The organism is Minwuia sp. (genome assembly GCF_048263705.1).
Classification (GTDB): Bacteria; Pseudomonadota; Alphaproteobacteria; order Minwuiales; family Minwuiaceae; genus Minwuia.
Genome location: NZ_JBLXDV010000001.1, coordinates 349918 through 375106, shown reverse-complemented (window position 1 = coordinate 375106; position 25189 = coordinate 349918). Strand labels below are relative to the sequence as shown.

At 63.8% G+C, this 25189-nt stretch carries 28 protein-coding genes; 18 read left to right on the top strand and 10 right to left on the bottom strand.

What is annotated here, in order from left to right; translation table 11 throughout:
* Positions 1-15: 15 nt before the first annotated feature.
* The 5 genes from ACN0X7_RS01630 (at position 16) to ACN0X7_RS01610 (ending at position 4403) form a co-directional block, all read left to right on the top strand.
* Positions 16-876 (top strand): tetratricopeptide repeat protein, encoded by an 861-nt coding sequence (locus tag ACN0X7_RS01630; protein ID WP_417513412.1) that lies wholly within the window; start codon positions 16-18, stop codon positions 874-876.
* 80 nt (positions 877-956) lie between these two features.
* Complete coding sequence (locus ACN0X7_RS01625) at positions 957-1547, top strand: gamma carbonic anhydrase family protein (protein ID WP_417513410.1); 591 nt, start codon at positions 957-959, stop codon at positions 1545-1547.
* A gap of 8 nt (positions 1548-1555) precedes the next feature.
* Positions 1556-2551, top strand: a complete 996-nt coding sequence (gene dgcN, locus ACN0X7_RS01620) for an N-acetyltransferase DgcN (protein ID WP_417513713.1) — start codon at positions 1556-1558, stop codon at positions 2549-2551.
* Positions 2548-3531 carry an N-acetyl-D-Glu racemase DgcA gene (gene dgcA, locus ACN0X7_RS01615; RefSeq protein ID WP_417513408.1) on the top strand — a complete coding sequence of 328 codons (984 nt, stop codon included), beginning with the start codon at positions 2548-2550 and terminating at the stop codon, positions 3529-3531. Before dgcN ends, dgcA begins: the two co-directional genes overlap by 4 nt.
* Complete coding sequence (locus tag ACN0X7_RS01610) at positions 3528-4403, top strand: DMT family transporter (RefSeq protein ID WP_417513406.1); 876 nt, start codon at positions 3528-3530, stop codon at positions 4401-4403. Before dgcA ends, ACN0X7_RS01610 begins: the two co-directional genes overlap by 4 nt.
* On the opposite strand, the gene ACN0X7_RS01605 is transcribed toward ACN0X7_RS01610, so the two are convergent.
* Positions 4404-6152 (bottom strand): ATP-binding protein, encoded by a 1749-nt coding sequence (locus tag ACN0X7_RS01605; RefSeq protein ID WP_417513404.1) that lies wholly within the window; start codon positions 6150-6152, stop codon positions 4404-4406.
* Positions 6153-6339: 187 nt separating this feature from the next.
* Between ACN0X7_RS01605 and ACN0X7_RS01600 the strand changes: the two genes are divergently transcribed.
* Both ACN0X7_RS01600 and maiA read left to right on the top strand, forming a co-directional pair.
* Positions 6340-7149 carry a phytanoyl-CoA dioxygenase family protein gene (locus ACN0X7_RS01600; RefSeq protein WP_417513402.1) on the top strand — a complete coding sequence of 270 codons (810 nt, stop codon included), beginning with the start codon at positions 6340-6342 and terminating at the stop codon, positions 7147-7149.
* A gap of 2 nt (positions 7150-7151) precedes the next feature.
* Positions 7152-7790: a maleylacetoacetate isomerase gene (gene maiA, locus ACN0X7_RS01595; RefSeq protein ID WP_417513400.1), complete on the top strand. Its 639-nt coding sequence runs from the start codon at positions 7152-7154 to the stop codon at positions 7788-7790.
* Between the two features lie 11 nt (positions 7791-7801).
* Here the strand turns inward: maiA and ACN0X7_RS01590 are convergent, their stop codons facing one another.
* Positions 7802-8752: an alpha/beta hydrolase gene (locus ACN0X7_RS01590; protein ID WP_417513398.1), complete on the bottom strand. Its 951-nt coding sequence runs from the start codon at positions 8750-8752 to the stop codon at positions 7802-7804.
* Positions 8753-8815: 63 nt separating this feature from the next.
* On the opposite strand from ACN0X7_RS01590, the gene ACN0X7_RS01585 reads away from it, so the two are divergent.
* From ACN0X7_RS01585 to ACN0X7_RS01575, 3 genes are read left to right on the top strand one after another with little or no spacing between them, the layout of a single operon-like run.
* The gene (locus ACN0X7_RS01585) at positions 8816-9982 is read left to right on the top strand and encodes a serine hydrolase domain-containing protein (protein ID WP_417513396.1); all 1167 of its coding nucleotides are present in this window, start codon (positions 8816-8818) and stop codon (positions 9980-9982) included.
* Positions 9979-10287, top strand: a complete 309-nt coding sequence (locus tag ACN0X7_RS01580; RefSeq protein WP_417513394.1) for a c-type cytochrome — start codon at positions 9979-9981, stop codon at positions 10285-10287. Before ACN0X7_RS01585 ends, ACN0X7_RS01580 begins: the two co-directional genes overlap by 4 nt.
* Complete coding sequence (locus ACN0X7_RS01575) at positions 10284-11561, top strand: FCSD flavin-binding domain-containing protein (protein ID WP_417513392.1); 1278 nt, start codon at positions 10284-10286, stop codon at positions 11559-11561. Before ACN0X7_RS01580 ends, ACN0X7_RS01575 begins: the two co-directional genes overlap by 4 nt.
* 188 nt (positions 11562-11749) lie before the next feature.
* Here ACN0X7_RS01575 and soxA read toward each other — a convergent pair whose 3' ends face one another.
* Positions 11750-12454: a sulfur oxidation c-type cytochrome SoxA gene (gene soxA / locus ACN0X7_RS01570; RefSeq protein ID WP_417513390.1), complete on the bottom strand. Its 705-nt coding sequence runs from the start codon at positions 12452-12454 to the stop codon at positions 11750-11752.
* Between the two features lie 61 nt (positions 12455-12515).
* Here soxA and ACN0X7_RS01565 point away from each other — a divergent pair, with 61 nt between their 5' ends.
* Positions 12516-12893, top strand: a complete 378-nt coding sequence (locus ACN0X7_RS01565) for a VOC family protein (protein WP_417513388.1) — start codon at positions 12516-12518, stop codon at positions 12891-12893.
* Between the two features lie 61 nt (positions 12894-12954).
* Here the strand turns inward: ACN0X7_RS01565 and rplS are convergent, their stop codons facing one another.
* Genes rplS through ffh form a run of 5 tightly spaced genes read right to left on the bottom strand, consistent with a single transcriptional unit; the run spans position 12955 to position 16462 of the window.
* Complete coding sequence (gene rplS / locus ACN0X7_RS01560; protein WP_417513386.1) at positions 12955-13332, bottom strand: 50S ribosomal protein L19; 378 nt, start codon at positions 13330-13332, stop codon at positions 12955-12957.
* A complete protein-coding gene (trmD, locus tag ACN0X7_RS01555) occupies positions 13319-14041 on the bottom strand; it encodes a tRNA (guanosine(37)-N1)-methyltransferase TrmD (RefSeq protein WP_417513384.1) in 723 nt (240 codons plus the stop codon). Before trmD ends, rplS begins: the two co-directional genes overlap by 14 nt.
* Positions 14038-14583, bottom strand: coding sequence for a ribosome maturation factor RimM (gene rimM, locus ACN0X7_RS01550; protein ID WP_417513382.1), 546 nt, complete (start codon positions 14581-14583; stop codon positions 14038-14040). The genes trmD and rimM overlap by 4 nt, the downstream gene beginning before the upstream one ends.
* Before the next feature lie 24 nt (positions 14584-14607).
* On the bottom strand, positions 14608-15072 hold the full coding sequence (gene rpsP / locus ACN0X7_RS01545; protein ID WP_417513380.1) for a 30S ribosomal protein S16: 465 nt from the start codon (positions 15070-15072) through the stop codon (positions 14608-14610).
* 37 nt (positions 15073-15109) lie between these two features.
* Positions 15110-16462: a signal recognition particle protein gene (ffh, locus tag ACN0X7_RS01540; protein ID WP_417513378.1), complete on the bottom strand. Its 1353-nt coding sequence runs from the start codon at positions 16460-16462 to the stop codon at positions 15110-15112.
* Between the two features lie 331 nt (positions 16463-16793).
* Here ffh and ACN0X7_RS01535 point away from each other — a divergent pair, with 331 nt between their 5' ends.
* A complete protein-coding gene (locus ACN0X7_RS01535) occupies positions 16794-17807 on the top strand; it encodes a S1C family serine protease (protein ID WP_417513376.1) in 1014 nt (337 codons plus the stop codon).
* Positions 17808-17820: 13 nt separating this feature from the next.
* Here the strand turns inward: ACN0X7_RS01535 and ACN0X7_RS01530 are convergent, their stop codons facing one another.
* Complete coding sequence (locus tag ACN0X7_RS01530) at positions 17821-18621, bottom strand: EipB family protein (protein ID WP_417513374.1); 801 nt, start codon at positions 18619-18621, stop codon at positions 17821-17823.
* A gap of 76 nt (positions 18622-18697) precedes the next feature.
* Here ACN0X7_RS01530 and ACN0X7_RS01525 point away from each other — a divergent pair, with 76 nt between their 5' ends.
* Complete coding sequence (locus tag ACN0X7_RS01525) at positions 18698-19660, top strand: 2-hydroxyacid dehydrogenase (RefSeq protein ID WP_417513372.1); 963 nt, start codon at positions 18698-18700, stop codon at positions 19658-19660.
* 148 nt (positions 19661-19808) lie between these two features.
* Positions 19809-20504 carry a GGDEF domain-containing protein gene (locus ACN0X7_RS01520; RefSeq protein ID WP_417513370.1) on the top strand — a complete coding sequence of 232 codons (696 nt, stop codon included), beginning with the start codon at positions 19809-19811 and terminating at the stop codon, positions 20502-20504.
* Positions 20505-20523: 19 nt separating this feature from the next.
* Here ACN0X7_RS01520 and ACN0X7_RS01515 read toward each other — a convergent pair whose 3' ends face one another.
* On the bottom strand, positions 20524-21537 hold the full coding sequence (locus ACN0X7_RS01515) for an agmatine deiminase family protein (protein ID WP_417513368.1): 1014 nt from the start codon (positions 21535-21537) through the stop codon (positions 20524-20526).
* 284 nt (positions 21538-21821) lie between these two features.
* On the opposite strand from ACN0X7_RS01515, the gene ACN0X7_RS01510 reads away from it, so the two are divergent.
* Genes ACN0X7_RS01510 through ACN0X7_RS01495 form a run of 4 tightly spaced genes read left to right on the top strand, consistent with a single transcriptional unit; the run spans position 21822 to position 25189 of the window.
* Positions 21822-22289 (top strand): RidA family protein, encoded by a 468-nt coding sequence (locus tag ACN0X7_RS01510; RefSeq protein WP_417513366.1) that lies wholly within the window; start codon positions 21822-21824, stop codon positions 22287-22289.
* Positions 22286-22990 carry a glycerophosphodiester phosphodiesterase family protein gene (locus ACN0X7_RS01505; protein WP_417513364.1) on the top strand — a complete coding sequence of 235 codons (705 nt, stop codon included), beginning with the start codon at positions 22286-22288 and terminating at the stop codon, positions 22988-22990. The genes ACN0X7_RS01510 and ACN0X7_RS01505 overlap by 4 nt, the downstream gene beginning before the upstream one ends.
* Before the next feature lie 31 nt (positions 22991-23021).
* On the top strand, positions 23022-24491 hold the full coding sequence (locus tag ACN0X7_RS01500) for a TrkH family potassium uptake protein (protein WP_417513362.1): 1470 nt from the start codon (positions 23022-23024) through the stop codon (positions 24489-24491).
* Positions 24488-25189, top strand: a complete 702-nt coding sequence (locus ACN0X7_RS01495) for a potassium channel family protein (RefSeq protein ID WP_417513360.1) — start codon at positions 24488-24490, stop codon at positions 25187-25189. The genes ACN0X7_RS01500 and ACN0X7_RS01495 overlap by 4 nt, the downstream gene beginning before the upstream one ends.

Genomic DNA, 25189 nt, shown 5'->3' with positions numbered 1-25189 from the left:
GTGGCGGAGGGATCGATGGTTTTCTGCAGTTTCACGGATCTGGCCGGAAAAGGCCTGTCTCGGATGAGGCAGGCGGTTCTGGCATGTGCCGTCTGCCTGCCTCTGGCAGCGCAGGCCCAGACCGTCGATCCCGGTCGCGCGGCCTTCGCCACGGGTGACTTCGAACGCGCGCTCGAAATCTGGACCGAACTGGCCGAGGAGGGCGATCTGCATGCACAGTTCAACGTCGGACTGCTGCATGACGAGGGTCTCGGCACGGCACCCGACCGCGACGAGGCCCGCCGCTGGTGGCGGATGGCCGCCGATCAGGGCCTGAGCGAGGCCGACCACGCGCTGGCCCTGCTGGAGATCGAACTGGCCGGCGACGGCAGCGGGTCCGGCGACCTTGAGACGGCCTTGTTCCATCTGAACCGCGCCGCGGACTCAGGTCTGGTGAAAGCCCGCTTCACGCTTGGCAAGATGTATGAATACGGGCTGGGTGTCGATGCAGACCCCGAAACCGCGGTCGAACACATCCGAAGCGCGGCAGAATCGGGTTTTGCCAAGGCCCAGTACAACATGGGCAAACGCTATCGCGATGGTGACGGCGTCGAACCGGACGAGGTGAAATCCACCGAATGGTTCCGCCGTGCCGCGCTGCAGGGGCACCCGGGCGGGCTGGAGCATCTGGCGCGTCGCATCCATCTGGGCGAAAGCATCAAGCCTGATCCGGTGGGCGCCATGACCTATGCCATACTGGCGGTCCGGGCGGGACATCCAGAGGCGCGCGACCTGGCAACGGAACTGAAGGGGCCGCTGTCGATCGAGCAACTGGACAGGGCTTTCACAGCCGCCAATGCGTTCACGCCGGAAGTCGTGACAGGCCCCGTCGAATAGATGCCATTCGCTTTGCAAAACCGTACTGTCATGCGACGCTGCTGCGACTGTCGAAAATTCCCCTGCGCTGAGGAGACATGATGCCGATCCACGGTCCCGATGTTGTGCTCAACAACCCCGCCTATATCCACGACACCGTCCAGATCTACGGCAAGGTCCGTATCGAGGAAGGCGTGTCGGTCTGGCCCAACGTCGTGATGCGCGCCGAGAGCCAGCAGATCGTCATCGGCCGCCGTACCAACATCCAGGACTTCACGATGGTCCATGTCGGGTCCGGTTCGGACTCGATCATCGGCGAGGACTGCTCGGTCACCCACCACTGCACGATCCACGGCTGCACCGTCGGCGATGCCTGCCTGATCGGAATCAATGCCGTGGTCGCGGATGGTGCGGTGATCGGCGACAACTGCATCGTCGGCCAGAACGCCTTCGTCCGCGAAGGTCAGAAGATCCCGGCCAATTCCATCGTCGTCGGCGTGCCCGCCGCGATCAAGGCGACCCGCAACAACGAACTGCCGAACCGCATGAACGCGTTTCTGTACTACGAGAATGCGATCGCCTACGCACAGGGCAACTACCGCCGCTGGAGCGAGGAAAGCTTCCTGCAGCTTTCGGCGGACGAGATGGACCGGCTGAAGGCCGAAATCGCCAGATCGGAGGGCAGCGACTGATGTCAGATATCGATATTCTTGCCCCATATCTGATGTTTCTGGGCGACGTGCACGATCAGCTGGCGGCCAAGACCGCAACCGGTGTGGTGCACTGGCGCAAGGACGACTGCATCGGTCAGGTCCGTTTCGAAGACTGCCACGCCGATCTGCGCCTGCCCGACATGACCATCGCCGAGGGCGCGCAGGCCGGGGCACGGACGCTGGTGATCGGTGCCGTCAATCCGGGCGGTGTGCTGCCGGACCACTGGATCGATGCCATTGTGGAGGCGCTGGAAGCCGGCATGGATGTCGCGTCCGGCCTGCATCAGCGCCTGACCAGCAGCTCCCGCATCGTCGAGACGGCGGAGCGCCTCGATCGCAAGCTGTTCGATGTGCGTCACGCCGACGGCACATTCCCGACGGGCAAGGGCACGAAGCGCTCGGGCAAGCGGCTGCTGACCGTCGGCACGGACTGTTCGGTCGGCAAGATGTACACCTCGCTGGCGATCCACGCCGAGATGCAGAAGCGCGCCATGGCCGCCGACTTCCGCGCCACGGGCCAGACCGGCATCCTGATCGTCGGCAGCGGCGTGTCCATCGACGCCGTGATTTCCGACTTCATCTCGGGTGCCACCGAAACCCTCAGCCCCACCGCCGATCCGGACCACTGGGACGTCGTCGAGGGCCAGGGATCGCTGTTCCACCCCTCGTTCGCCGGAGTCACCATCGGCCTGATCCATGGCAGCCAGCCGGACGCGCTGGTGATGTGCCATGAACCGACCCGCACGAAAATGCGGAACGTCGAGCACCCGATTCCCGATCTGCAGGCGTGTATCGACCTGCACGTCAGGGCCGCAACCCTGACCAACCCCGACGCGCGCTGCATCGGGGTCGCCGTGAACACCAGCGCCCTGGATGAGGCAGCGGCTCGCAAGTGCCTTGAGGATATCGAGAAACAGACCGGCCTGCCCACCGTGGATCCGGTCCGTACCGGTGTCGTGCGACTGGTGGACGCGCTGTCTTGAAGCGGTTGACCGTCGAGCGGCAGGAATGGCCCATACGCGGCACATTCCGGATTTCGCGCGGCACCAAGACCCGTGCCGAAGTGCTGGTGGTGTCGCTGACGCAGGATGGCGCGACCGGACGCGGCGAATGCGTCCCCTATCGCCGCTACGGTGAAACCTTCGAGAAGGTCGAGAAGCAGATCGACGACGCCACCGCTGCCATCCAGGACGGCGCGCGCCGGGCCGATCTGCTGTCGATGATGACGGCAGGTGCGGCACGCAATGCCGTCGACTGTGCCATGTGGGATCTGGAATCGCGCCTCAGCGGCACGCCGGTGCATGAACTGGCCGGCCTGCCGGCACCGGGACCGGTCACCACCGCATTCACGGTGACGCTGGAGACACCGGAAAAGATGGCGGAGGAGGCCCGCCGCAACGCACACCGGCCGCTGCTGAAGCTGAAGCTGGGCGAAGGTGATGCCGACATCGCCCGTGCCCGCGCGGTGCGCGAGGCTGCACCCGACTCCATGCTGGTTGTGGACGCCAACGAAGGCTGGAAGGCCGAGCAGTTGGAGAGCCTGTTCGAAGCCTTCGCGGAACTGGATGTGCGCATGGTCGAACAGCCCCTGCCCGCCGGCAAGGATGCAGTCCTGGCCGACGTCGACCGGAAGGTACCCGTGTGCGCCGACGAGAGCTGCCACGACAGCGCCAGCCTCGCCGACCTGAAGGGGCGGTACGACATCGTGAACATCAAGCTGGACAAGACCGGCGGTCTGACGGAGGCGCTGCGGCTGCGCGAGAAGGCCCGTGCCGAAGGGTTTCAGGTCATGGTCGGCTGCATGGTCGCGACCAGCCTGGCCATGGCGCCCGCGCTGCTGGTGGCCCAGGGCGCAGACTTCGTCGATGTGGATGGCCCGCTGATGCTGAAACAGGATCGCGAACCCGGCCTGACCTTCGACGGATCGATTGTCCGCCCCGCGAGCCGGGACCTGTGGGGATGATACGCCCCGCAGCGTCGAGCGTGCTGGCCATTGCATTCTGGATGCTGGTATCGGCCATCGGTTTCGCCGCGATCATGGTCATCATCAGGGAACTGGCTGACGACCTGCCGATCTTCGTCCTGAGTTTCTGGCGCAACATGTTCGCGGTTCTGCTGTTCGTACCCTGGATCCTGCGTGTCGGTATCAGCGGTCTGAAGACCGACCGCCTGCCGATGTTCACGCTGCGCTCGCTGTTCATGGTCGCCTCGTCGATCATGCTGTTCTACGCGGCGGTCTTGATCCCCATCGGGGAAGCCACGGCGATCACCTTCACATCGCCTCTGTTCGCTACGGTGCTGGCCGTGTTCGTGTTGAAGGAGAAGATCGGCTGGCGTAGAGGGCTGGCGCTGGCGACCGGTTTCGCAGGCATGCTGATCATCCTGAGACCGGGCGTCGAGGCCATCAGCCCCGGCGCCCTTCTTGCCATCGGGGCGTCGGTGCTGTTTGCCTATGTCGTGATTCTGGGCAAGCAGCTTTCCAGCTCGGAAAGCCCCGAACTGGTCATCCTGTTGCTGTCCGTGATCAACCTGCCGCTGTCCCTGATCCCGGCCCTGTTCGTCTGGGAGTCGCCGTCCGGAGACCAGTGGCTCTGGCTGATCGGTCTCGGCATCGCGGCCAACGTGAACATGTACGGCATCCAGCGCGCGGTCTCCGTCGGAGAGGCCAGCCTGACCCAGGTCTTCGACTTCGTCAGGCTGCCCGTCTCGGCGCTGGCCGCCTGGTGGGCATTCTCGGAAGTGCCGGACAAATGGATGTGGGCCGGCGCGGCGATCATCTTTGCCGCGGCGGTCTACACGACCCGGCGGGAAACGCAGAAGAACGCCAGGACCTGATCAGGCGACGCGGGCTTCGGAGACGTCCAAACGGGCCCTCGCGCGGGGCAGCGTGACCCGCACCGTCGTCCCCTGCCCCAACCGGCTTTCCAGGCGCAGGGTGCCGCCATGCGCCTCGGCCAGCGCGTTGCAGATCGGCAGCCCCAGACCGGTGCCCTCGATCGCCCGCGTGCGGGTGTTCTCGGCCTGCTCGAACGGACGGAAGACCTTCTCCATCTCGTCCGGGGCGATGCCACAGCCGGTATCGGATATCTTGATCTGCAGCATTCCGGCGGCGGCCTCCTCCACCGCGATTGCGATGACACCGCCGCGCTCGGTGAACTTGATCGCGTTCGTCAGCAGATTCAGCACGATCTGCTTCGCCGCGCGTTGGTCGACCCGCCCCGTCGCGTCATCGACATGCGATGCAACAGTCACGGAGATACCGGCTTCCTGCGCGCGCTGGCGCATCATGCGTACCGAGGAATCGACGATCCGGGTCACGTCATGATCCTGCCTGTCCAGCACCAGCATGCCCGCCTCGACCTTGGCCAGGTCCAGAATGTCATTGATCAGTCCAAGCAGGTGGTGACCGCTCTCGTAGATATCGGTGGCGTCCTGGCGGTACCCGGGATTGCCGACGGGACCGCGAACCTCGTTGCGGATCAGATCGGCGAAACCGATGACGGCGTTCAGCGGCGTGCGGAGTTCGTGGCTCATCTGGGACAGGAAGCGCGACTTGGCCTTGTTGGCGGCCTCGGCATCGTTCAGCGCGGCCTCAAGCTCCTGCTTGGCGAGGACAACATCGGTCACTTCCCTGCCGCTGCCGCGGTATCCGGCAAAGTTGCCGTCCGCGTCGTAGACCGGCTTGCCGCACACGCTGACATAGCGGATCCGGCCGTCCGCACGCAGCATGGCGTAGGTAAAGTCGGCGAACGGTTCGCGGCGTTGCAGCATCGCCTCATATTCGAGCACCGCCGCACGTTGTTCGGGCAAGGCGATCTCGGACCGCCGCTTGCCCAGATAGGCGGACGGATCCCTGCTGAACACGCGCCGGCAGCTTTCGCTGAAGAAGGTGAAACGCAGGTCGGCATCCACTTCCCAGAACCAGTCCGTCGAGACGTCCAGCACATCGCGCAGCTTGGTCTCGCTTTCGAACAGACGGCGCTCCGACTCCCTCCGGCGGTGATCGACCATCAGGATGCTGGAAAGCACGATCGCGCCTACCAGATAGAAGATCAGATACACCGGACCATAGCTCTGGATCATCTGAAGGCCGGGTCCGATACCGCTGACGGCCAGGAACCAGGGAATCGTCACCGCCGCCAGCAGCAGTCCCCCGAGCGCGGCGCTGCGCACGGTTTTCAAGCCGCCGCCGTAGCGCGCGATCAGCATGCCCAGCGGCACGGTCAGCGCGATGGCGCCGAGCCCTGCCCACATGCCGACACCACCCAGATGAATTCTGTAGAGCGCCGTGACGCCTCCCGCGATCAGCGCCGCCCAGGGGCCGCCGAACGGCGCGGCGAAAAGCAGGATCAGCCCGCGCTGGTCGAGCAGCAGGCCCGGCTGCGGCTCAAGCGGCATGTTCATGCAGGCCACTGATGCAACAGAAAAAATGAGACCCAGCACGCTCTGCCGGACGATGCTGTCAGCCTGTCCGAGACGCGCCCAGATCAGGCTGAGTGCATAGGCCAGGACGATCAGCAGCGTCAGATTTTGCAGGAACGCCTTCGAAAGGCTCCAGAATATGGACGCATCATCGGTGACCATCGACGGCACTCACGGCAAACTCGTTACAGAATGGGGCGAAACTATCCGCCGGCGCCCTAATGCCGCGTTAACATCCGTTCGTCATTGCGGTTTCCCGATACCCGATCTGGTTTGGCGAAACCGAACTTCGGTTTTGCCCATCTCGCGGACAGAAGCTAGTGTTCTGGCAGATTGAGGAGACAGACCGATGATGCCCACGCAACAGATGATCGACGACTTCCAGCGCGATGGCGCGATCCTGCTGCCGAAGGTTGCCGACGCCCGCTGGCTGGATCGCCTGCGTGAGGCGCTGGACCAGAACATTGCCGATCCCGGCCCCACGGGAAAGGTCTACACGAAGGAAGGCGAGGGCGGCTTCTATTTCGGCGACTACTGCAACTGGGACCGGTTCGACGGCTATCGCGACTTCGTCACCGACAGCGGCATCGCCGAGAAGGTGGCCATGCTGTTCGGTTCATCGAAGGTGAACCTGTTTCACGAGCATGTCCTGGTGAAGGATCCCGGCACCGAGAACCCGACGCCCTGGCACCACGATCAGCCCTACTGGGTGGTCGATGGCGATCAGGTCGGTTCGACCTGGGTCGCGCTGGATCCGGTCCCCGCCGACGTGGCGATGGAATTCGTTGCCGGATCCCAAATTGACGGCGGACATTTCAAGCCGCGCTACTTCCTGGATCATCGCGACTATGAAGACCACGACGGGCCGTCGGTCCCCGACATCGATGCCGACCGCTCGAAATACCGTATCCTCAACTGGGCGCTGGAACCCGGCGATTGCGTGGTCTTCCACGCCCGCACGCTGCATGCCGCGCCGGGCAACCGGGGCCAGCACCGCCGCCGCGCCGTGGCCTTTCGCTGGACCGGGGACGACGCCCGCTTCGCCCGCCGCAAGGGCCAGATGTCCCCGCCCTTCAAGGACGTCCCGCACCAGCCCGGCGACCTGATGGACAGCCCCGTGTTTCCCGTGGTCTGGCCGCCCGAACAGAGGATGATCTGAGGATGCATCTGATCGATTTCTATCGCTCGTCCGCCGCCTACCGGGTGCGCATCGTGCTGAACCTGAAGGGTATCGAGGTGACCCGCAGCTTCGTCAATCTGACAAAGGGCGAGCAGCGGGATCCAGCCTTTCGCGAACTCAGCCCGTCGGGGCTGATGCCTGTCCTGCATGACGGCGACACCACGTTGTACCAGTCACTGGCGATCATCGACTATCTGGACGCCAGGCACCCCGAACCGCCCATGGTGCCTTCGGATGCGGCAGGCCGGGCGCGCGTGCTGGGTCTGGCGCTTGCCGTGGCGGCGGACACGCATCCGCTGACCAATGTGCGCGTGCTGAACTTCGTCGAGAACGAGATGGGCGCCGGCAAGGATGGCCGCGCCCGCTGGATCGAACACTGGTGCCGCGCCTGTTTCGACGGTCTGGAACAGCGCCTGAGCCGGGAGCCGGAGACCGGCCGGTTCATGCATGGCGACAGCCCCGGCATCGCCGATAGCTGCCTGATCCCGCAGATGTTCTTCGCGCGACGGTTCGACCTGGACCTGTCCGCCTACCCCACGCTCCTGCGCATCGAGGCCGCCTGCAACGAGATGAAAGCCTTCGCCGACGCGCATCCGTCGAAGCAACCGGACGCGGTCTGACGGGTTCCGCCTCAGCCCGTCAGGTCCGCGCTCAGGAACGAGCGTGTGACCTCATAGAGCTGGTGTCGCTGGTTCTCCAGCAGCAGCGAGTGCGTGCCCCCGCCGATCACGGTGTAGCGACGGGTATCGGTGCCGGTCAGACGGTCGAAGACCGCGCGCCCCTGTTCCGGCGTCGTTTCATGATCCCATTCACCGACCACAACCTGTGTTGGGCAGCGAATCGCTGCGGGATCATAGGTCGGATTCTCCTTCAGCCAGTGCTGCATCACGTCCTTCACCACACCGGTCGGCGCGCGCAGCATCGGCGGATCATGGCGCGATGAATCGGGATCGGTCGCAACGGCATCCGCCGCCCACTGGCGCAGCCGCGCCGCCGGCGCGATGGCGGCCTTCTGATCCTCATCCAGATTGATGGTCCAGCGTTTCACGACGGCATCCGCGGTGACGGTCCGGTAGGCGCCCAGCTCGCCGTCCACCTGGATCTGCACATTGCCCGATCGCAGCCAGAGCGCGCCCGACAGCACCAGCCGCCTGATCTTCTCCGGCACCTCGCCGGCAACCTGACCCCCGATGGCCGTACCCCACGAATAACCCAGCAGATCAAGCTGGCTGATCCCGCGTTCCTTCAGAATGAATTCGATGGCCAGCTTCACGTCCCGCACAGCCTCCCCAGTATCGACGATCGGCCCGCTGGCACCGGCTGGCGCGTCCATCTCCGCAGGCCGATCCGCCTTGCCGTAGCCCAGCAGATCGATGCACCAGACATCGAACCCGCGTTCGGCCATCCAGTCCATCCAGGACACACCTTCGACCGGATAATCGAACATGACCGTCCCCGGATAGGTGGCCCCATGCACCATCAGCAGGGTCTGCCCGCCATCGCCGACGTGCTTGTTGCGCAGAAAGACATTCAGACCTTCCCGTCCACTCGCGACCCTGTGATCGTTGCTGACCATGTTCATGGTGCCCCTCCCTTTCGTTGTGCGCGGGATTGTCCCATGATTGCCGCAACGAGGGGAGAAGCAATGCTGCAAGGCTCATTCAACGCACTCGACGATCTGATCGGCCAGTACGTCTCCGACGGACGGCTGGCCGGTGCCATGGCCTGCGTCGCCGACAGTTCGGGCGTCCGGCATCTGGTCATGGATGGCGTACAGGATCGTGAGACGGGGCGTCCGACCCGGCGCGATACGATCTTCCGCATCTTCTCCATGACCAAGCCGATGACCGGTGTCGCGGTGATGATGCTGCGCGATGAGGGGCATTTGACGCTGGACGATCCGATTTCCGGTTTCATCCCCGGGTTTGCGCGGATGCAGATCATGGACGACGACGGCGCGCTGTCGGAGGCAACCACACCGATCACGATCCGGCACCTGCTGACCCATACGTCGGGCCTGACCCTGCCGCTGTCCTATGACGGACCGCTGACCGAGCATTACAAGGCCAACGGTCTGGAAGGCATGCGCTCCAGCGGCACCATGGAAGAAGTCATCGGCAAGCTGGCCAGCATGCCGATCGCGTTCGAACCCGGCACACGCTGGAACTATTCCATGGGACAGGAAGTTCTGGGCCGCCTGGTCGAGGTCGTGAGCGGCCAACCCTTCGATCAGTTCCTGCGGCAGCGAATCTTCGAACCGCTGGGCATGGCCGATACCGGATTCCACGTCCCCGCAGACAAGGTGAACCGCTTCTGCTCGGTCTATCCCGCACCCGACAAGGGTGAGAACCCGCCGCTGGACCGCTGGGACAGCAGCCGCTTTCTCAGCCCGCCCGATTTCCCCTCCGGCGGTGGCGGCCTGGTCTCGACCGTCGACGATTATCTCGCCTTTGCGCGGATGCTGGCCGAAGGCGGCAAGGGCATTCTGGCGCCGGAGACCATCGCCGAGATGCGCTCGAACCACCTGCCGGAGGGCGCCGACATGGCGGCGATGGGCGTCACCGAGTTCAGCGGCGACCGATGGAGCGGTTTCGGGTTCGGCCTGACCATGAGCACGATGGTTGATGCCGGGGCCGCAGGCAGCCGTGGGCCGGCAGGTGAATACGGCTGGTCGGGCGCGGCGGGGACCTTCTTCTTCAACAATCCGGAGCTGGATGTGACCGCGATCCTGATGACGCAGTACATGCCGTCGAAAGCCTATCCGATCCGCCGCGCCTTCCGGGATGCGGTCTATCGGGGACTGGGCCTGTGAGGGCCGCGCTGATTATCGGCGCGCTGCTGATGCTGCCTGCTGCAATGCCACATGCGCAGGAGATGGATCGCGGCGAGATGCTGTCGCTGTCCTGCGCGGCCTGCCATGGGCCGGAGGCGAAGGGCGCGGGCGCGATTCCGGCGCTGCAGGGCCAGAGCCTCGCCTACATCCGCAACCGGATGCTGGCCTTCAAGTCCGGCGAGCGGCAGGCGACCGTCATGGGCCGGATCGCGACGGGCTACAGCGAAGAGGAGATCATTGCGATGGCCAGATATCTCTCAAGCCTGAAGCCGACGGATCCATGAGCGGCATTTCACGCAGGCAACTGGGCAAGGGCGCGCTGGCGGCCGGCGTCACCATCATGGTGTCGGGCGAGGCACGGGCCGAGGATCATTTCGACGTGGTCGTTGTCGGCGGCGGCTTCGGCGGTGCGACCGCAGCCAAATACATCCGGCGGATCGACCCCAGCCTGTCGGTCGCGCTGGTCGAGCAGAAGCGGGTCTTCTACAGCTGCCCGTTCAGCAATCTGGTGCTTGGCGGTCTGAAGTCGATGGACGAGATCGGCCACGGCTACAAGACGCTGACGCAGAAATGGGGCGTGGAGGTCATCCACAAGCGCGCGAGCCGGATCAATGTCGCGAACAAGCGCATCCGCCTCGCAGGCGGACAGATCCTGACCTATGACAAGGCCATCCTGTCGCCGGGTATCGATCTTCGCCTGGATGCGATTCCGGGCTATGACAAGGCCGCGCTGGGGCTGATGCCGCACGGCTGGAAGGCGGGGCCGCAGACGCGGGACCTGCGCGAGCGGCTGCTGGCCATGGACGATGGCGGACTGGTGATCATCTCGCCGCCGACCAACCCGTTCCGCTGCCCGCCGGGGCCCTACGAGCGCGCCTCCATGATCGCGCACTACCTGAAGACCAACAAGCCGAAGTCGAAGATCCTGATCCTCGATCCCAAGCCGAAATTCTCGAAGGAGGCCCTGTTCAAGCAGGCCTGGGACGCGCTTTATCCCGGCATGATCGAGCATCTTTCCGCCGCCGATGACGGCGAAGTGGTGCGCGTCGACGCCAATACGCTGGAACTGGAAAGCGCGTTCGGCGAAATCCACAGGGGCGATGTCGTCAATTTCATTCCGCCGAACATCGCCGGTGTCATCGCCGGAAACTCGGGCCTGACCAACAAGGACGGCTGGTGTCCGGTCGATCCGGTCACCTTCGAAAGCACCGTCGCCGCAGATGTCCACATCATCGGCGACGCCGCCATCGCCGGTGAAATGCCGAAGTCGGGATTCTCGGCGAACAGCCAGGGCAAGATCGCAGCGATCAATGTCGTCGCGGCCCTGACAGGCCGCGCGCCCACGGAAGGGTCGTTCGCCAACACCTGCTACAGCCTGATCGCACCGGACTACGGAATCTCGGTCGCCAAGGTGTACCGGTCGACCTCCGACGGGATCGTCGGCGTCGACGGATCGGGCGGGTTGAGCCCCATGGACGCCAACGCGGACTTCCGCGCCGCCGAGGCCGCCTACGCCGAAGGCTGGTACCAGGCGATCACGCAGGACATGTTCGGGTAAGGCAGTCCAGCGTTGGATTGAAAAGACCGAACAACACAGGGTGTCAGCCCCGCCTCCGTGCGGGGGCAACGGGCGGTTCAGCGAACGCCGCGCGTATCAGGTATTCAGGAAGGCCCCCGGATAAACCGGGGGTGACACGCAGTGCGTTTGACCCTTTGAGTCAAAGACGGGATTGCTCAAGGTTTCCCTCATCGGCGCACGGCAGGCACCTCCACCGGCAGGCCATTACCCCGCCACGCGACGTAGAGTTCCAGCGCGAGATACGCATCCGATCCCAGCGGCAGGGGTTCGGCGATACGCTGATCGTCGCAGAACCGGAACCGGCGGTGCGCAGAGCCGACACCGGACCAGCGCAGCAGGTACGCCGGAAAACCGTTGATCTGCCCCTGGCTGAGCTGTTCGCCGCGCAGCCATTCGCCGGGCCGGTCGTCGTGGCACTGCGTACAGGCCAGATTCATCTGCCCGCGGCGCTGGTGATAGAGCGCCTCGCCCTTCCGGAAGAACGGTTCCGCGTCGCCATCAATCGCGATGGAGATCGGATCGCCTGCCGACAGGCTGCGCACATACAGGGTCAAGGACAGCAGCGGATCGGATTCGAGGGACAACGGCTCGGCGGCCATCTGATCCGTCCGGCAGCGGTTGATCCGCGCCGCCAGATTGACCACACGGCCACCTTCGACCTTCGGGAAATCGGCGGCCTTGCCGTCCAGATCGCCGTCCGCGTGGCAGTTCGCACAGGATTTGCCCGCCTGCCCTGCCGGTGTCGCAAACGCTGTTTCGCCCCGCTCGAGCCAGAACATGCCCGGATTGGCGAAATCGTCCGCCTGCATCTCCTGGATCGCGGGCGTCGCCCATTGCAGGCCGGAGATGGGAGGATCGGGCGGTTCGGCCATTGCCGAATATCCTGAAGCGACCCAGATCAGACCGATCAACAGAAGTGAGGACAGTTTCGCCATGGGCATCAGCATCGCAAACATCGACCACGTTGTCCTGAACGTTCAGGACATGGATCGCGCACTTTCGTTTTACCGGGATGTGCTGGGCTGCAACGTGGAGCGGGAAGTCGAGAGCATCGGGCTGGTGCAGATGCGGGCCGGGGCCTGCATGATCGACCTGGTGCCCGCCGACAGAAAGGTCAGCGGTCCCAACATGGATCACTTCTGCGTCCGCGTAGAACCGTGGGATGAGGCCGCCGTGCGGGCGCATCTGGAAAAGCATTCGGTCGCCGTGGATCAGGCGGGCCTGCGCTACGGTGCCGAGGGCGAAGGTCCGTCGATCTACATCACCGATCCCGACGGCAACACCGTTGAACTGAAAGGGCCAGCGGTCTGAACCACTGGCCCCGTCAAACTCTTGCGCTGTATGCCGCCTGCTTCCAGACGACGCGTTCCACTTATTTCTTGGCGGCGCGTTCCACACGACGTTCCGCGATACGCGCGGACTTGCCGCGGCGGCCACGCAGGTAATACAGCTTCGCGCGGCGGACCTTGCCATAGCGCACCACGTCGATGCTCTCGATGATCGGCGAGTAGAGCGGGAACACACGCTCAACACCTTCACCGTAGGAGATCTTGCGCACCGTGAAGGCCGAGTTCAGGCCACGATTGCGCCGGGCGATGCAGACGCCTTCGAAGGCCTGCACGCGCTGGCGGTTGCCTTCCGTGACGCGCACGTTCACACGCACGTTGTCGCCGGGCTGAAAGCTCGGGATTTCCTTGCCTTCGGTGACACGGGCGATTTCGGCCTGGTCGATCTCGTCAATCAGATTCATTGGTCTGTCCTTCTTCCTTTTTGTAACGCCGCCAGAGGTCCGGTCTCCGCTCCCTGGTGATCCGCTCGGCTTCCGCCTTGCGCCAGTTCCGGATGCGGGCATGGTCGCCGCTCAACAATACGTCCGGAGGGGTTTTCCCCTCCCATTCCCTTGGCCGGGTGTACTGCGGATATTCCAGCAGCCCGTCCGTAAAACTCTCTTCCGCCAGCGTGTCGGCGTTCCCGACAACCCCCGGCAACAGCCTCACCACCGCATCCAGCAGCGCAAAGGCCGCGAATTCGCCACCCGACAGCACGAAGTCGCCCAGGCTGACTTCCATCACCGGACGGGCTTCCAGCACCCGTTCATCGACCCCTTCGAACCGTCCGCAGATCAGCGTTGCGCCGCCCCCTGCCTTCAGTTCCCCGACCAGCGCCTGATCCATCCGCCGCCCGCGCGGGCTGAAATAGATCAGCGGCCTGCCGGCCACATGGTGGGCATCGATCGCAGAGGCCAGAACATCGGGCCGCATGACCATGCCCGCGCCACCGCCCGTCGGGGTATCATCGACCGAGCGGTGTTTATCATGAGCATGGTCCCTGATGTCCACCACTTTCAGCGTCCAGAGCCCGGTTTCCAGCGCTTTTCCCGACAGGGCGATGCCCAGCGGCCCCGGAAACAGGTCCGGGTAGAGCGTCAGGACCGTCGCGTCGAACCCGGCGTGGGTCATTCAGAGTGCTCTTCCGCCTCCTCTTCGCTGTCCATCACGTCCATCTCGTCGGGCAGGACGATCTGCAGCCGCCCGTTCTCCAGATCGACGACGGGCACGACCTCGCGGGTGAACGGCAGCAGGTACCCCTTGCCCTTCGACGGCTTCACATCCAGCACATCGCCGGCCCCGAAATCATAGATCGCACGCACGGTCCCAAGCCGCTGACCTTCGGTCGTCTCTGCCGTGAGGCCGATCAGGTCGGCATGGTAGAAGTCTTCCTCGGCTTCAAGCTCCGGCAGCGCCGACCGCTCGGCATACAGGCCGGTTCCCTTCAGCGCTTCGGCGGCTTCGCGCTTCCGGACACCCTCGATCTCTGCGATCACCCCGTCCTTCGTCGAACCGGTGATCCTGATCTCGAACCGGCGTTCGCCGGATTCATCGCTCAGCGGGCCATAGCTGCCGACCGACCGGGGCTCCTCGGTAAAGGTCTTCAGGCGCACGCGACCGCTGACGCCGTGGGCGCCAGTGATCGCAGCCAGAAGAACCCGGTTCTCAGCCATGAAAGGACGCGCAGGCCATCGAGCCTACGCCTTCTCCTCGGCACTCTCTTCAGCCGCAGCTTCTTCCGCCGGTGCTTCCTCGGCAGGGGCTTCCTCTGCCGGGGCTTCCTCAGCGGGTGCCGCTTCGGCATCGGCCTTCGCCTGGGCGGCCTCTTCTTCCTTCATCTTCGCTTCATCCAGGCGTTCCTGGGCCTTGGCACCCGGCTTCGCCTTCTTCGGATTGTTGCGGGTCTTGGCCTCAATCACGCCGGCCTTCTCAAGGAACTTGGACACGCGGTCCGTCGGCTGCGCGCCGTGACCCAGCCAATGTTTGGCGCGATCCAGGTCGATCTGGACGCGGTTCTCGTCGTCCTTCGGCAGCATCGGGTTGTAGGTGCCGATCTTCTCGATGAAGCCGCCATCGCGCATGGCGCGGGCATCGGCAACGACGACACGGTAGAACGGACGCTTCTTGGCGCCGCCACGGGACAATCTGATCTTGACAGCCATTCTTGTTCTCTCCTTGGATGTTCGGTTTCGTTCGCCGCTACATGCGCGGCAGGATTCCCGGGAGCCCGGCACGCATCATGCCGGCCTTCCCCATTTTCTTGACCTTCTTCATCATCACCGACATCTGCTTCCACTGTTTCAGGACGCGGTTGACCTCGGGCACGTCGACGCCGGAACCGGCGGCGATGCGCTTCTTGCGCGATGAATTGATCAGCTTCGGATTGCGGCGTTCCTTGGGCGTCATCGATCCGATGATCGCTTCCTGCCGCTTCAGCATCTTCGTATCGATATTGGCGTCGGCGAGCTGTTTCTTCACCTGCTTGGCACCCGGCAGCATGCCGGCGAGACCTTCCAGGCCGCCCATCTTCTGCATCTGCTGCAGTTGGCCACGCAGATCTTCCAGGTCGAACTGACCCTTCTTCATCTTCTCGGCCATCTTCTGGGCTTCGGCCTCGTCGATGGATTCCTGTGCCTTCTCGACCAGGCCGACCACATCGCCCATGCCCAGAATGCGGTTCGCGATCCGGTCGGGGTGGAACCCCTCCAGCGCGTCCAGCTTCTCACCGACACCGATCAGCTTGATCGGGCGGCCCGTCACGGCACGCATCGACAGCGCGGCACCACCGCGTCCGTCGCCATCGACGCGGGTCAGCATGATGCCGGTCAGGCCGATCCGCTCATCGAACTGCTTTGCGACGTTGACTGCATCCTGACCGGTCAGCGCATCGGCCACCAGCAGGGTCTCGTGCGGACCGACGGAGTCGCGGACGGCCGCGACTTCGGCCATCAGCTGTTCATCGACATGCAGGCGGCCGGCGGTATCCAGCATGACCACATCGAAGCCCTGCAGCTTCGCCGACTGCAGGGCGCGTTTGGCAATCTCGACAGGCCCCTGCCCCGGCACGATGGGCAGGGTCGCCACATCCGCCTGCTCGCCCAGAACCTTCAGCTGTTCCTGCGCTGCGGGGCGGCGCACGTCCAGCGAGGCCATCAGGACCTTCTTCTTCTCGCGGTTCTTCAGGCGCAGCGCGATCTTGGCCGTCGAGGTCGTCTTGCCCGAACCCTGCAGACCAACCATCAGGATCGGCACGGGCGGCACCGCATTCAGGTTCAGATCTTCCGACTCGCTACCGAGCACTTCGATGAGATGATCGTTGACGATCTTGATGACCATCTGGCCCGGCGCGACCGAGCGAATGACTTCCTGACCGATGGCACGCTTGCGCACTTCGTCGATGAAATCCTTGACGACCGGCAGTGCGACATCGGCTTCCAGCAGCGCCACGCGCACCTCGCGCAGCGCCTCGCTGACGTCCTTCTCGTTCAGCGCGCCGCGTTTCCGCAGCTTGCCGAACACATCACCCAGTCTGTCACTCAGGCTATCGAACATCTCGACCTCGCCTCCAAATACCGTTCAACCCGTCGCCTGCCGCAGGCATCCTCGAAGGTACGCACAACGACAAAAGCACCAGCGGACGACACTCGTCGGCTGATGTGCATCTCCCGGAGACCGGGCGACACGGAAAACTCACGCTCTCCGGTTGATGGTGGGGTTACTAGCCAGTTCCGACGGCCCGGTCAATGTGGATATCTCATCTGGACTATCGACAATCGGAGGTGGCTTGCGCTTAACTTGTACATCACAGAATGGATCCGAGCACGATCAGAACCACCAAGCAGAGACGAATATGCCCATGACCAGTCTTAGAATATGCGCTGTTATGGCGCTGGCTGTCTTCCTGAGCGCCTGCCAGACCGGTGACGGTGCCAACTTTCTTGTCCAGGACTTCACCGGATACGGAAAGAACTACAAGAAGGTCGATGTGTTCCGGCTGACACCCGGCGAGACGATGGCGCAGGTCAAGGAAAAGATCGATGCCAAGTACGAAGTCGTCCGCAAGACCGAGGTCAACGGGTATCAGCTTGAGACCTGGATGTACGAGAAATGGGATGCCCAGGTCGGTCCCGATACTTTCAAGGGCAAGTATTTCGTCTTCTTCGTGGACGGCAAGTTCCTCGACTGGAACAGCAATGGCGATGTCAGCTATATCTACAGCAGTCTGGAACGTTCCGAGCCCGGCGGCCGGAAGGTAGCCAAGAAGAAATCCGGGACGGGGACCGGCTTTGCTATCTCGCGAAACGGGCACATTCTGACGAACGAGCATGTCGCCGGCGACTGCAAGTCCGTGAACATCGTCAGAGACGGTGTCCGCTATGCCGCAACCGTGGTCGGGGTGGACCGGGCGAATGACCTGGCGCTGCTCCGGGCCGACTTCCGGGTTTCCAATCCGATGCCGCTCTCGTCACAGGCGCTGCCGGTACTCGGCTCGGCCGTGACCGTCATCGGGTTTCCGCTGAACGGCCTGGTTTCGGAATCGATGACCGTGACGACCGGCGTCGTCAGTGCGCAGTCCGGCCTGGACAACGATGTCTCGCAGTTCCAGCTTTCGGCGCCCGTGAACCCAGGCAACAGCGGGGGTCCGGTGATCAACGGAAAGGGCGAGGTGATCGGTATCGTCGTCTCGAAGCTCAACTCGCTCTACGCGGCGGCGGCAACCGGGGACTTCGCCCAGAACGTCAACTTCGGCATCAAATCATCCATCGCCGAGATATTCGTGGCCTCCCTCGGTGCACCGCTGCACCGCCCCGCGACCGACGAACGGCCTGCGCTTGGTACAGAACAGCTCGTCGCGCGTTACCGGAAGTCGGTGTTCCTGATCCAATGTCAGAACTGACGATCTCGCGGGATCAGTCGCAGTCGGGCTTTGAATAGAGCTGGACTTCCCGCAGCCGCGCGACCACGGCCAGGTCATCCGTCTCCATCGTGAAGTCACCTGACAGACCGTTCTCCCAGAAACGCATCTGGGTCTCGTAGTAGGGCGCGCCATCGGTGTTGTCGGTCCGGAAGAACGAGACCCGCGTCAGCCAGGACTTCATGCCCGCCATGGCTTCGGGCACCACGCTGTCGTCGCGGCGGCCCGCCGTGGCCGGCTGGATGAAGCTGTCGACCAGCGAAAGCTCATCGCCGTCGAACGTCTTGACGTTGTGGGTGATGTCGCCGTCCAGCGCCGCGCGGATCAGGTCGTCGGTATGCTGCAGCGGGAACAGGACCCGGCCCGGCAGGGTCAGCGTCGGTTCGCCCTCGGCCCCTTCGCGCTTGGCGTAGCTGACGACAGCGGTCTCCGTCAGCGACGGGCGCGTGACCCGACCCTCAAGTTCGACGACCGGTGTGTCGTTGAGAAGCTCGCGAATCTGGAACCTCAGGTTCAGCCCGTCGGCCGTCTCGTAGAAGCTCAGGATGGTTTCCGAGCGGATCGGTGCCCCCTGCGCGCTGACCAGGTCGAGCAGCATCCGGTGGTTGTAGGTCGTGCCCTCGCAGGTCCGGTCGTAGTGATAGACCATGCGCCCGCCCACCTGTGCGAACGCGGATCCATTGTCCCGTTTCAGCCGCTCCATATCGTAGACCGCGCGGTGCGGCGTCAGATCCAGGCCCGCGAAAGCCGGGAACGAAAGGCAAAAGGTCGTCAGAACGGCCGCAAAAAGTCGCATCGTGTGCTCGCACTCCCTGTTGAACAGACCTAACCTGAGGCCATCGACCAGCATTTACAAGGATTGGGGCCAAAGCATGTCAGAGCGGCACAGACTGCTGATCACACGACGCATGCCCGATGCCGTCACCAGGCGGGCGCAGTCGGATTATGACGCCGTGATCAATCCCGACGACCGCATCATGCCGGAAGCCGAGTGGCTGGCTGCGGCGGAGGGCAAGGATGCGCTGATGATCGCCAGTTCCGAGAAGATCACGTCGGACGTGGTCGATCGCCTTCCCGGTTCGGTCAGGATGATCGCCACCTACTCCGTCGGCTACGAACATATCGATGTGGCCGCGGTCAAGGCGAGTGGCCGTATCGTCACCAACACGCCGGACGTGCTCAACGAAGCCGTGGCCGATATCGCCATGCTCTGCCTGCTGGGCGCCGCGCGGCGCAGTTACGAGGGGCAGACGCTGGTGCGGAACGGCGCGTGGGTCGGCTGGCACGCCACCATGCTGCTGGGCAAGGATCTGACCGGTGCCCGGCTGGGAATCCTCGGCATGGGCGGCATCGGCCGTGCCGTCGCGCGGCGCGCGCGCGGGTTCGGACTTGAGATCCACTATCACAACCGCTCGCGCCTGCCGGAGGACCAGGAAGAGGGCGCGACCTTCCACGAAAGCGCCGAGAGTCTGGCGTCGGTTTCCGACTTCCTGTCGATCAGTTGCCCTTCGACCGAGGAGACCCGCGGCATGATCAACGACGATCTGATCGCCCGGATGCCGCCCGACGCCGTGCTGGTGAACACGGCGCGCGGTGACATCGTCGACGATGATGCCGTGATCGCCGCGCTGACATCGAGCAGGCTGTTCGCAGCCGGTCTGGACGTCTTCAGGGGCGAGCCCGCGCTGGACGCACGCTATCGCGACCTGCCCAATGTGTTCCTGCTGCCGCATCTGGGCAGCGCGACCGTGAACACGCGCAACGCCATGGGGTTCTGCTGTCTGGACAATCTGGATGCATTCTTCGCCGGAAAACCTTGCCCAACGGCGCTCTGACGTGCGGCACAAACTGCCCGGAGCCGGATCATCGCAGCAGTGATATTATGTAACTAACTGATTTATAACGAAATTAATAATCCGATGGTTCGGCACACGGATTGCTTCTCTCTCCGGTAGCAACTGCAAACGAACCGGAGAGACCCCCATGAGCCTCGCCATCACGCCGGACAACATCGCCACCCCCGCCCTGGACCGCCTCGCCAGCGAGATCAACGAACGGTTCTTCGCCGCCGAAGCGAACTACGACGGCGAACGGCTGGTCCTGCTGGAAAGGGTTCTGGATTTCGCGATCCATGCGGAACAGCAATTGGCCGAACAGCAACAGCGCATCGCCCAGCTGGAGACGATGACCCGCACCGACGATCTGACAGGGTTGCTGAACCGCCGCGGGCTGGAAGCCGAACTGACGCGCACCATCGCCAGCGCGGCGCGTCATCAGGACCACGGCGTGATCTGCTATATCGACATTGATGATTTCAAGGGCGTGAACGACACCCACGGCCACGCCGCCGGTGATGAAGCGCTGGTCGCCGTGGCATCCACCCTGGCCGACAACACCCGTGCCGATGACATCGCGGCGCGTATCGGCGGTGACGAGTTCGTCGTCGTCCTGACCGCGGCATCGGTGCACGACGGGTTCCGCAAGGCCCGCGCGCTGCAGTCTCGCCTGAATGCAACCACGATCCGGACCGGACAGCACACCGTACGCCTCTCCGTCTCGCTGGGGATCCAGGCCTACGACGGCAAGACTTCGGTGGCCGAGGTGCTGGATCGGGCCGACAGCGCCATGTATGCGCAGAAGCGCATGCGCAAGCCTGAACTGATCCCGATCGCGACCTGACCCGGCAACGCCCGTCAGATCACCCCAGGGGCGCGGGCTCCGGTTCGCCGAGCGCCATGTGATGCAGCGCGCCGCCAACCGCCGTGCCGTCCACCTGAACCGCTGTCCTGTCGGGAAACAGCTCCGCAATCCGGGCCAGCGCGGCGTCATCCTGCGGATCGTCCAGGCGGGGCACGATGACGACGCCTTTCGCCAGATAGAACCCGAGGTAACTGGCTGAAGCGGGCGTGATCGCGTCAGGCACCACCATCTCGATGACCTCGATCTCGCCGCCGAACGGGCTTTTCCACTTCCGCAGTCGGTCGAGATTGTCCTGCATGGCGCGGAAGTCGGGATGTTCGGGATCCTGTGGCGAGTGTATCGCCAGCAGGCCCGGGCGGATGAAGCGGCAGAACCGGCCCACGTGACCACCGCCGCCCTTCAGGCCCGTCAGTCCCTCACCCAGCCAGATCACCCGGACGATCCCGAAGAACCGCATCAGCATTTCCTCGGCCTCGGCATGGCCGATCAGCGGGTTGCGATTCGGGCTCATCAGCGTCTGCTCGGTGACCACCGCGGTACCCAGACCATCGGTCTGCACGGCACCGCCTTCCAGCACGATCGGACCGCGATAGTGCGGCAGCCCCATCAGCCGCACCAGTTCCTCGGCAAAGCCATGGTCCTCGTCGTGGACAATGTGACGTCCGCCCCAGCCGTTGAACTTCCAGGCGACGGTCTTGATGTGGCCATCGTCCGTGGTCAGAAAGGTCGGGGCCAGATCGCGAATCCAGCCGTGCGCGGACGGACGTTCCAGCACCTCGACCTTGGGCCCCAGGGTCAGGGCGGCCTCGCGCGCCACATCCGACGGTACGATCATCCGAACCGGTTCATGCCGGGCGATGGTCCGGGCCACGTTGGCAAACGCCACCCGCGACTCCAGCAGCCCGCCGGGCATCTCGGTCGGGTCCGTGGGCCAGGACATCCAGGTACGCCGGTGCGGTGCCCAGTCAGGCACCGAGAAATAACCGTCAAACGAGGGGTTGGGCTCAGGCATCTTGTTTCAGTCCGAAAAGAGTGACTGCGCGGAGTATGCCGCGCAGTCCATGTTCGCCCGGATTCTCATACACTTCCAGATCACCCGGTTCACGGACGAAAGCCTCCGAAATCCGCAGGTGACGGTCAAGCATGCCGCGGCAGACGTCGCCCCTGCGATGACATCGTCTGCCGACCGGGCCTGGCTGACAGGGCTCATGCCCGCACTATGCGATGAAGCGTGATTGCCGCCAACCGGCGGATGGGCGATAAGATGACCCATCTGATCTGCCGAGGGAGGACATCATGGCCGGAAAGATCGAAACACGTCTCAAGGAACTTGGAATCGAACTGCCCAAGGCGTCATCACCCGCCGCCAACTATGTGCCCTATGCGGTGACGGGCCATCAGGTCTTCGTCGCCGGTCAGGTGCCTTTCTGGAACGGCGAACTGATGTCCATCGGACGGCTGGGCGACGATTTCTCGGTCGAAGACGGCCAGAAGGCGGCCCGGACCTGCGCGCTGAACATCATCGCCCAGTTGCGGCAAGCCTGCGACGGCGACCTGGACCGGATCAAGCGCATCGTCAAGCTGGGCTGCTTTGTCAACTGCACGGCCGATTTCACGCAGCATCCCGTGGTCGCCAACGGGGCATCGGATCTGATGGTGGAAATCTTCGGCGATGCCGGGCGTCACGCACGCTTTGCCGTGGGTGTGAATGTGCTGCCCATGGGCGTCGCAGTGGAAATCGACGCGGTCGCCGAGATCGCGTGACGCTGCCGCACTGGATGACCGGCAGGCCCATCGCACATCGGGGCCTGCACCATCCCGGACCCGGCTGTCCCGAGAACAGCCTGGCGGCGCTCGCGGCTGCATGTGCCGGGGGCTATGCCACCGAGATCGACGTCCAGCTGACCGCCGACGGTGAGGTCGTGATCTTTCACGACTACAGTCTCAAGCGGCTGACGGGACAGCCCGGCCGCGTCGCGGAACGACGCTGGACGGACATGGCACGGTTGCGGCTGAAGGGCGGGATGCAGCATCCGCCCCTGCTCACCGATGCGCTGCAGCGTTTTCCCGATCTGCCGTTCCTGATCGAACTGAAGATGGGCAATCCCGATCTCGCCCCCGCCGTCGCGGCCATTCTGGACACACATACCGGCCCCTTTGCGGTGCAGAGCTTCGATCCGGATCTGGTGCGATGGTTCGCGCGACACAGGCCGGAATGGCCCAGAGGGCTGATCGCCTACGAAAGTCTCAAGTTCAGCCTCAGCGCGCGGGAACCGCGCTACCGACCGGAGTTCCTGCAGTATTGCGACCCGCATTTCGCGGCCTGGAACGTGAAGGACCTTCCGGCACCCGCCGCCGTATCCGAACGCCTTCCCGTCCTGACATGGACGGTCCGCACGGCGTCCGACCGGCGCCGCGCCGAGCTTCACGCGTCGAACATGATCTTCGAGGGGTTCCGGCCATGAGTCGCCCACAGCGGACAAAGCAGATCCGGTAATGTTCGTACCGGCCAAACTGAAGCCCGTTCACTTTGCGGTTCGACCCGCTGTGATCGCCAAGCATCTGGGGCAGGTGCTGACGGTCATCGCGCTGCTGAGTCTGGTGCCGCTGCTGGTATCGCTGTTCCACGGCAGATACGACACCGTGCTTCGCTACGGCATCGTCATTGCCGGACTTCTGGCCGTATCAGTGCCCTGTTCCCGACTGTCCGTCGGACGGCACCTGCAACGCAACGAGGCGCTGGCCATCTCGGGGCTGGTCTTCGTGTTGCCGCCGTTTGCGCTCGCAATCCCGCTGATGAGCTACGGCCTGAGCTATGGTGATGCCATATTCGAAGTGATCTCGGGTATCACCACGACCGGGCTCAGCGTCCTCGGCAGTGTCGAGCAACTGCCGTTCCCCTTTCATTTTGCCCGTGCCTGGCTGCAATGGATCGGCGGACTGGGCGTCATCGTGCTCAGCGTGGCATTTCTGCTTCAGCCCGGCACCGCGACGCGTCATCTCGGATTCGATCGCGCCGAAGTCGACGATGTGGTCGGCGGGATGCGGGCCCATGCGCAACGGGTCCTGATCGTCTACGCGCTGGTCACACTGCTCGGCATTCTGGCCCTGATGCTGACCGGACTGACGATCGGCGATTCCGTCCTGCATACCTTCGCCGCCATCTCCACAGGCGGGTTCTCGAATTACGATACCAGTCTCGCAGCGCTGCCGAATTCGGCATCACGCATCACGGTCATCGTGATCTGCCTGCTGGGTGCCATCCCATTCTTCCTGTTCTACGCGGTTCTGATGCGGCGGTTCGGCTCCGTGTTCGGAAACCCGCAGCTTCAGGGGTTGTTCGTCATGGTGGTGCTGACGACAGCCGCGATCTATCTGTTCCAGTGGCGCGGCGATCCGGGCGATCCGCTGGCGAAGCTCGAAATCGCCGCATTGACCGCCATCTCGGCACAGAGCACCGCCGGATTTTCCGTGATCCCCTATGACCAGTTGCAGACCGCGACCGTCGGCATGCTGATCGCGGCAATGTTGATCGGCGGCGGCCTGGGATCCACGGCCGGCGGCATCAAGATCCTGCGGCTGATGATCGTCGTGAAGTTCATGCACCTGCTGGTTCTGCGGTGTTCGGTACCTGAATCGGCACATGTTTCAACGACCCTCGGCGGGCGCCGGCTGGAAGGTGGCGAGATAGAGTCAGCCGCCGCCATCGTGCTCGGCTATTTCACGATCGCCTTCATTTCGGTGATCGTGTTTCTGGCCTATGGATACGAGCCGCTGGATTCGATCTTCGACGTGGCATCCGCAGTTGGCACGGCGGGGCTGAGCAGCGGCCTTTCAGGGCCGGAGCTGCCCGGCGTCCTGAAGGCGGTACTTTGCGTTGACATGCTGATGGGCCGCGTCGAAACGGTGGCCCTGATCGTTCTGCTGTTTCCCGGCACCTGGATTGGCAAGAGGTACAAGCAATGAGAATCGTGATCCTGGGGGCCAGTTCCCTTTCCATCTCTGCGGCAAGGCTCTTTATCGAGCGGGGCCACGAGGTGGTGATCATCGAGCGCGACGAAGACAAGGTGAAGGAATACGACGAGGAACTGGATTGCAGTTTCGTTGTCGGAGACGGCAGCCGCCCCTCGATCCTGAAGGAAGTCGGGCCGAAGAACACCGATTTTCTTTTCTGCCTGACCGAGGTGGATCAGTTCAATATCATCGCTTCGTTGATTGGCCGGAACATGGGTTTCGGGCGCGTCGTCACGAGCATTCGGGACGTGGAGTACGAAACGATCTGTTCCGAACTGGGCCTGGAGAGTCCGATCTTCCTCGACACCGCGATCTCCCAACGCCTTTCGGACATGGTGGAGGGAATCGAGACCGCGGGCCTGGCCGGCGTTCTGCGCGGCGGTCTGCGTTTCTTCACGTTCTCCATCGGCAAGGAGGATGCAGGACCGGCAAGCGAACTCGATCTGCCCGACGGGGTCCGCGCGGTGGCATTCTCGCGCAACGACACCTCCGGCATCGTTACCGAGGACACAAAGCTGAAAAAGGACGATGAAATGCTGGTCGTGGGCGAGGAGGACAGGATCAGGGAACTGCGGGAGAAATACGAAGAAGCCTCGTCAGACGACGCCGAAGAGGATGCCGGTTCCAAAGACAGCAAGGAAGGCGGTTGA

What these genes read in the sequence shown, in the direction of transcription:
- ACN0X7_RS01630 (WP_417513412.1), top strand. Translation starts at nt 16, where the DNA reads ATGGTTTTCTGCAGTTTCACGGATCTGGCCGGAAAAGGCCTGTCTCGG.
- ACN0X7_RS01625 (WP_417513410.1), top strand. Translation starts at nt 957, where the DNA reads ATGCCGATCCACGGTCCCGATGTTGTGCTCAACAACCCCGCCTATATC.
- ACN0X7_RS01610 (WP_417513406.1), top strand. Translation starts at nt 3,528, where the DNA reads ATGATACGCCCCGCAGCGTCGAGCGTGCTGGCCATTGCATTCTGGATG.
- ACN0X7_RS01605 (WP_417513404.1), bottom strand. Translation starts at nt 6,152, where the DNA reads ATGGTCACCGATGATGCGTCCATATTCTGGAGCCTTTCGAAGGCGTTC.
- ACN0X7_RS01600 (WP_417513402.1), top strand. Translation starts at nt 6,340, where the DNA reads ATGATGCCCACGCAACAGATGATCGACGACTTCCAGCGCGATGGCGCG.
- maiA (WP_417513400.1), top strand. Translation starts at nt 7,152, where the DNA reads ATGCATCTGATCGATTTCTATCGCTCGTCCGCCGCCTACCGGGTGCGC.
- ACN0X7_RS01590 (WP_417513398.1), bottom strand. Translation starts at nt 8,752, where the DNA reads ATGAACATGGTCAGCAACGATCACAGGGTCGCGAGTGGACGGGAAGGT.
- ACN0X7_RS01585 (WP_417513396.1), top strand. Translation starts at nt 8,816, where the DNA reads ATGCTGCAAGGCTCATTCAACGCACTCGACGATCTGATCGGCCAGTAC.
- ACN0X7_RS01575 (WP_417513392.1), top strand. Translation starts at nt 10,284, where the DNA reads ATGAGCGGCATTTCACGCAGGCAACTGGGCAAGGGCGCGCTGGCGGCC.
- soxA (WP_417513390.1), bottom strand. Translation starts at nt 12,454, where the DNA reads ATGGCCGAACCGCCCGATCCTCCCATCTCCGGCCTGCAATGGGCGACG.
- ACN0X7_RS01565 (WP_417513388.1), top strand. Translation starts at nt 12,516, where the DNA reads ATGGGCATCAGCATCGCAAACATCGACCACGTTGTCCTGAACGTTCAG.
- rplS (WP_417513386.1), bottom strand. Translation starts at nt 13,332, where the DNA reads ATGAATCTGATTGACGAGATCGACCAGGCCGAAATCGCCCGTGTCACC.
- trmD (WP_417513384.1), bottom strand. Translation starts at nt 14,041, where the DNA reads ATGACCCACGCCGGGTTCGACGCGACGGTCCTGACGCTCTACCCGGAC.
- rimM (WP_417513382.1), bottom strand. Translation starts at nt 14,583, where the DNA reads ATGGCTGAGAACCGGGTTCTTCTGGCTGCGATCACTGGCGCCCACGGC.
- rpsP (WP_417513380.1), bottom strand. Translation starts at nt 15,072, where the DNA reads ATGGCTGTCAAGATCAGATTGTCCCGTGGCGGCGCCAAGAAGCGTCCG.
- ffh (WP_417513378.1), bottom strand. Translation starts at nt 16,462, where the DNA reads ATGTTCGATAGCCTGAGTGACAGACTGGGTGATGTGTTCGGCAAGCTG.
- ACN0X7_RS01535 (WP_417513376.1), top strand. Translation starts at nt 16,794, where the DNA reads ATGGCGCTGGCTGTCTTCCTGAGCGCCTGCCAGACCGGTGACGGTGCC.
- ACN0X7_RS01530 (WP_417513374.1), bottom strand. Translation starts at nt 18,621, where the DNA reads ATGCGACTTTTTGCGGCCGTTCTGACGACCTTTTGCCTTTCGTTCCCG.
- ACN0X7_RS01525 (WP_417513372.1), top strand. Translation starts at nt 18,698, where the DNA reads ATGTCAGAGCGGCACAGACTGCTGATCACACGACGCATGCCCGATGCC.
- ACN0X7_RS01520 (WP_417513370.1), top strand. Translation starts at nt 19,809, where the DNA reads ATGAGCCTCGCCATCACGCCGGACAACATCGCCACCCCCGCCCTGGAC.
- ACN0X7_RS01515 (WP_417513368.1), bottom strand. Translation starts at nt 21,537, where the DNA reads ATGCCTGAGCCCAACCCCTCGTTTGACGGTTATTTCTCGGTGCCTGAC.
- ACN0X7_RS01510 (WP_417513366.1), top strand. Translation starts at nt 21,822, where the DNA reads ATGGCCGGAAAGATCGAAACACGTCTCAAGGAACTTGGAATCGAACTG.
- ACN0X7_RS01500 (WP_417513362.1), top strand. Translation starts at nt 23,022, where the DNA reads ATGTTCGTACCGGCCAAACTGAAGCCCGTTCACTTTGCGGTTCGACCC.
- ACN0X7_RS01495 (WP_417513360.1), top strand. Translation starts at nt 24,488, where the DNA reads ATGAGAATCGTGATCCTGGGGGCCAGTTCCCTTTCCATCTCTGCGGCA.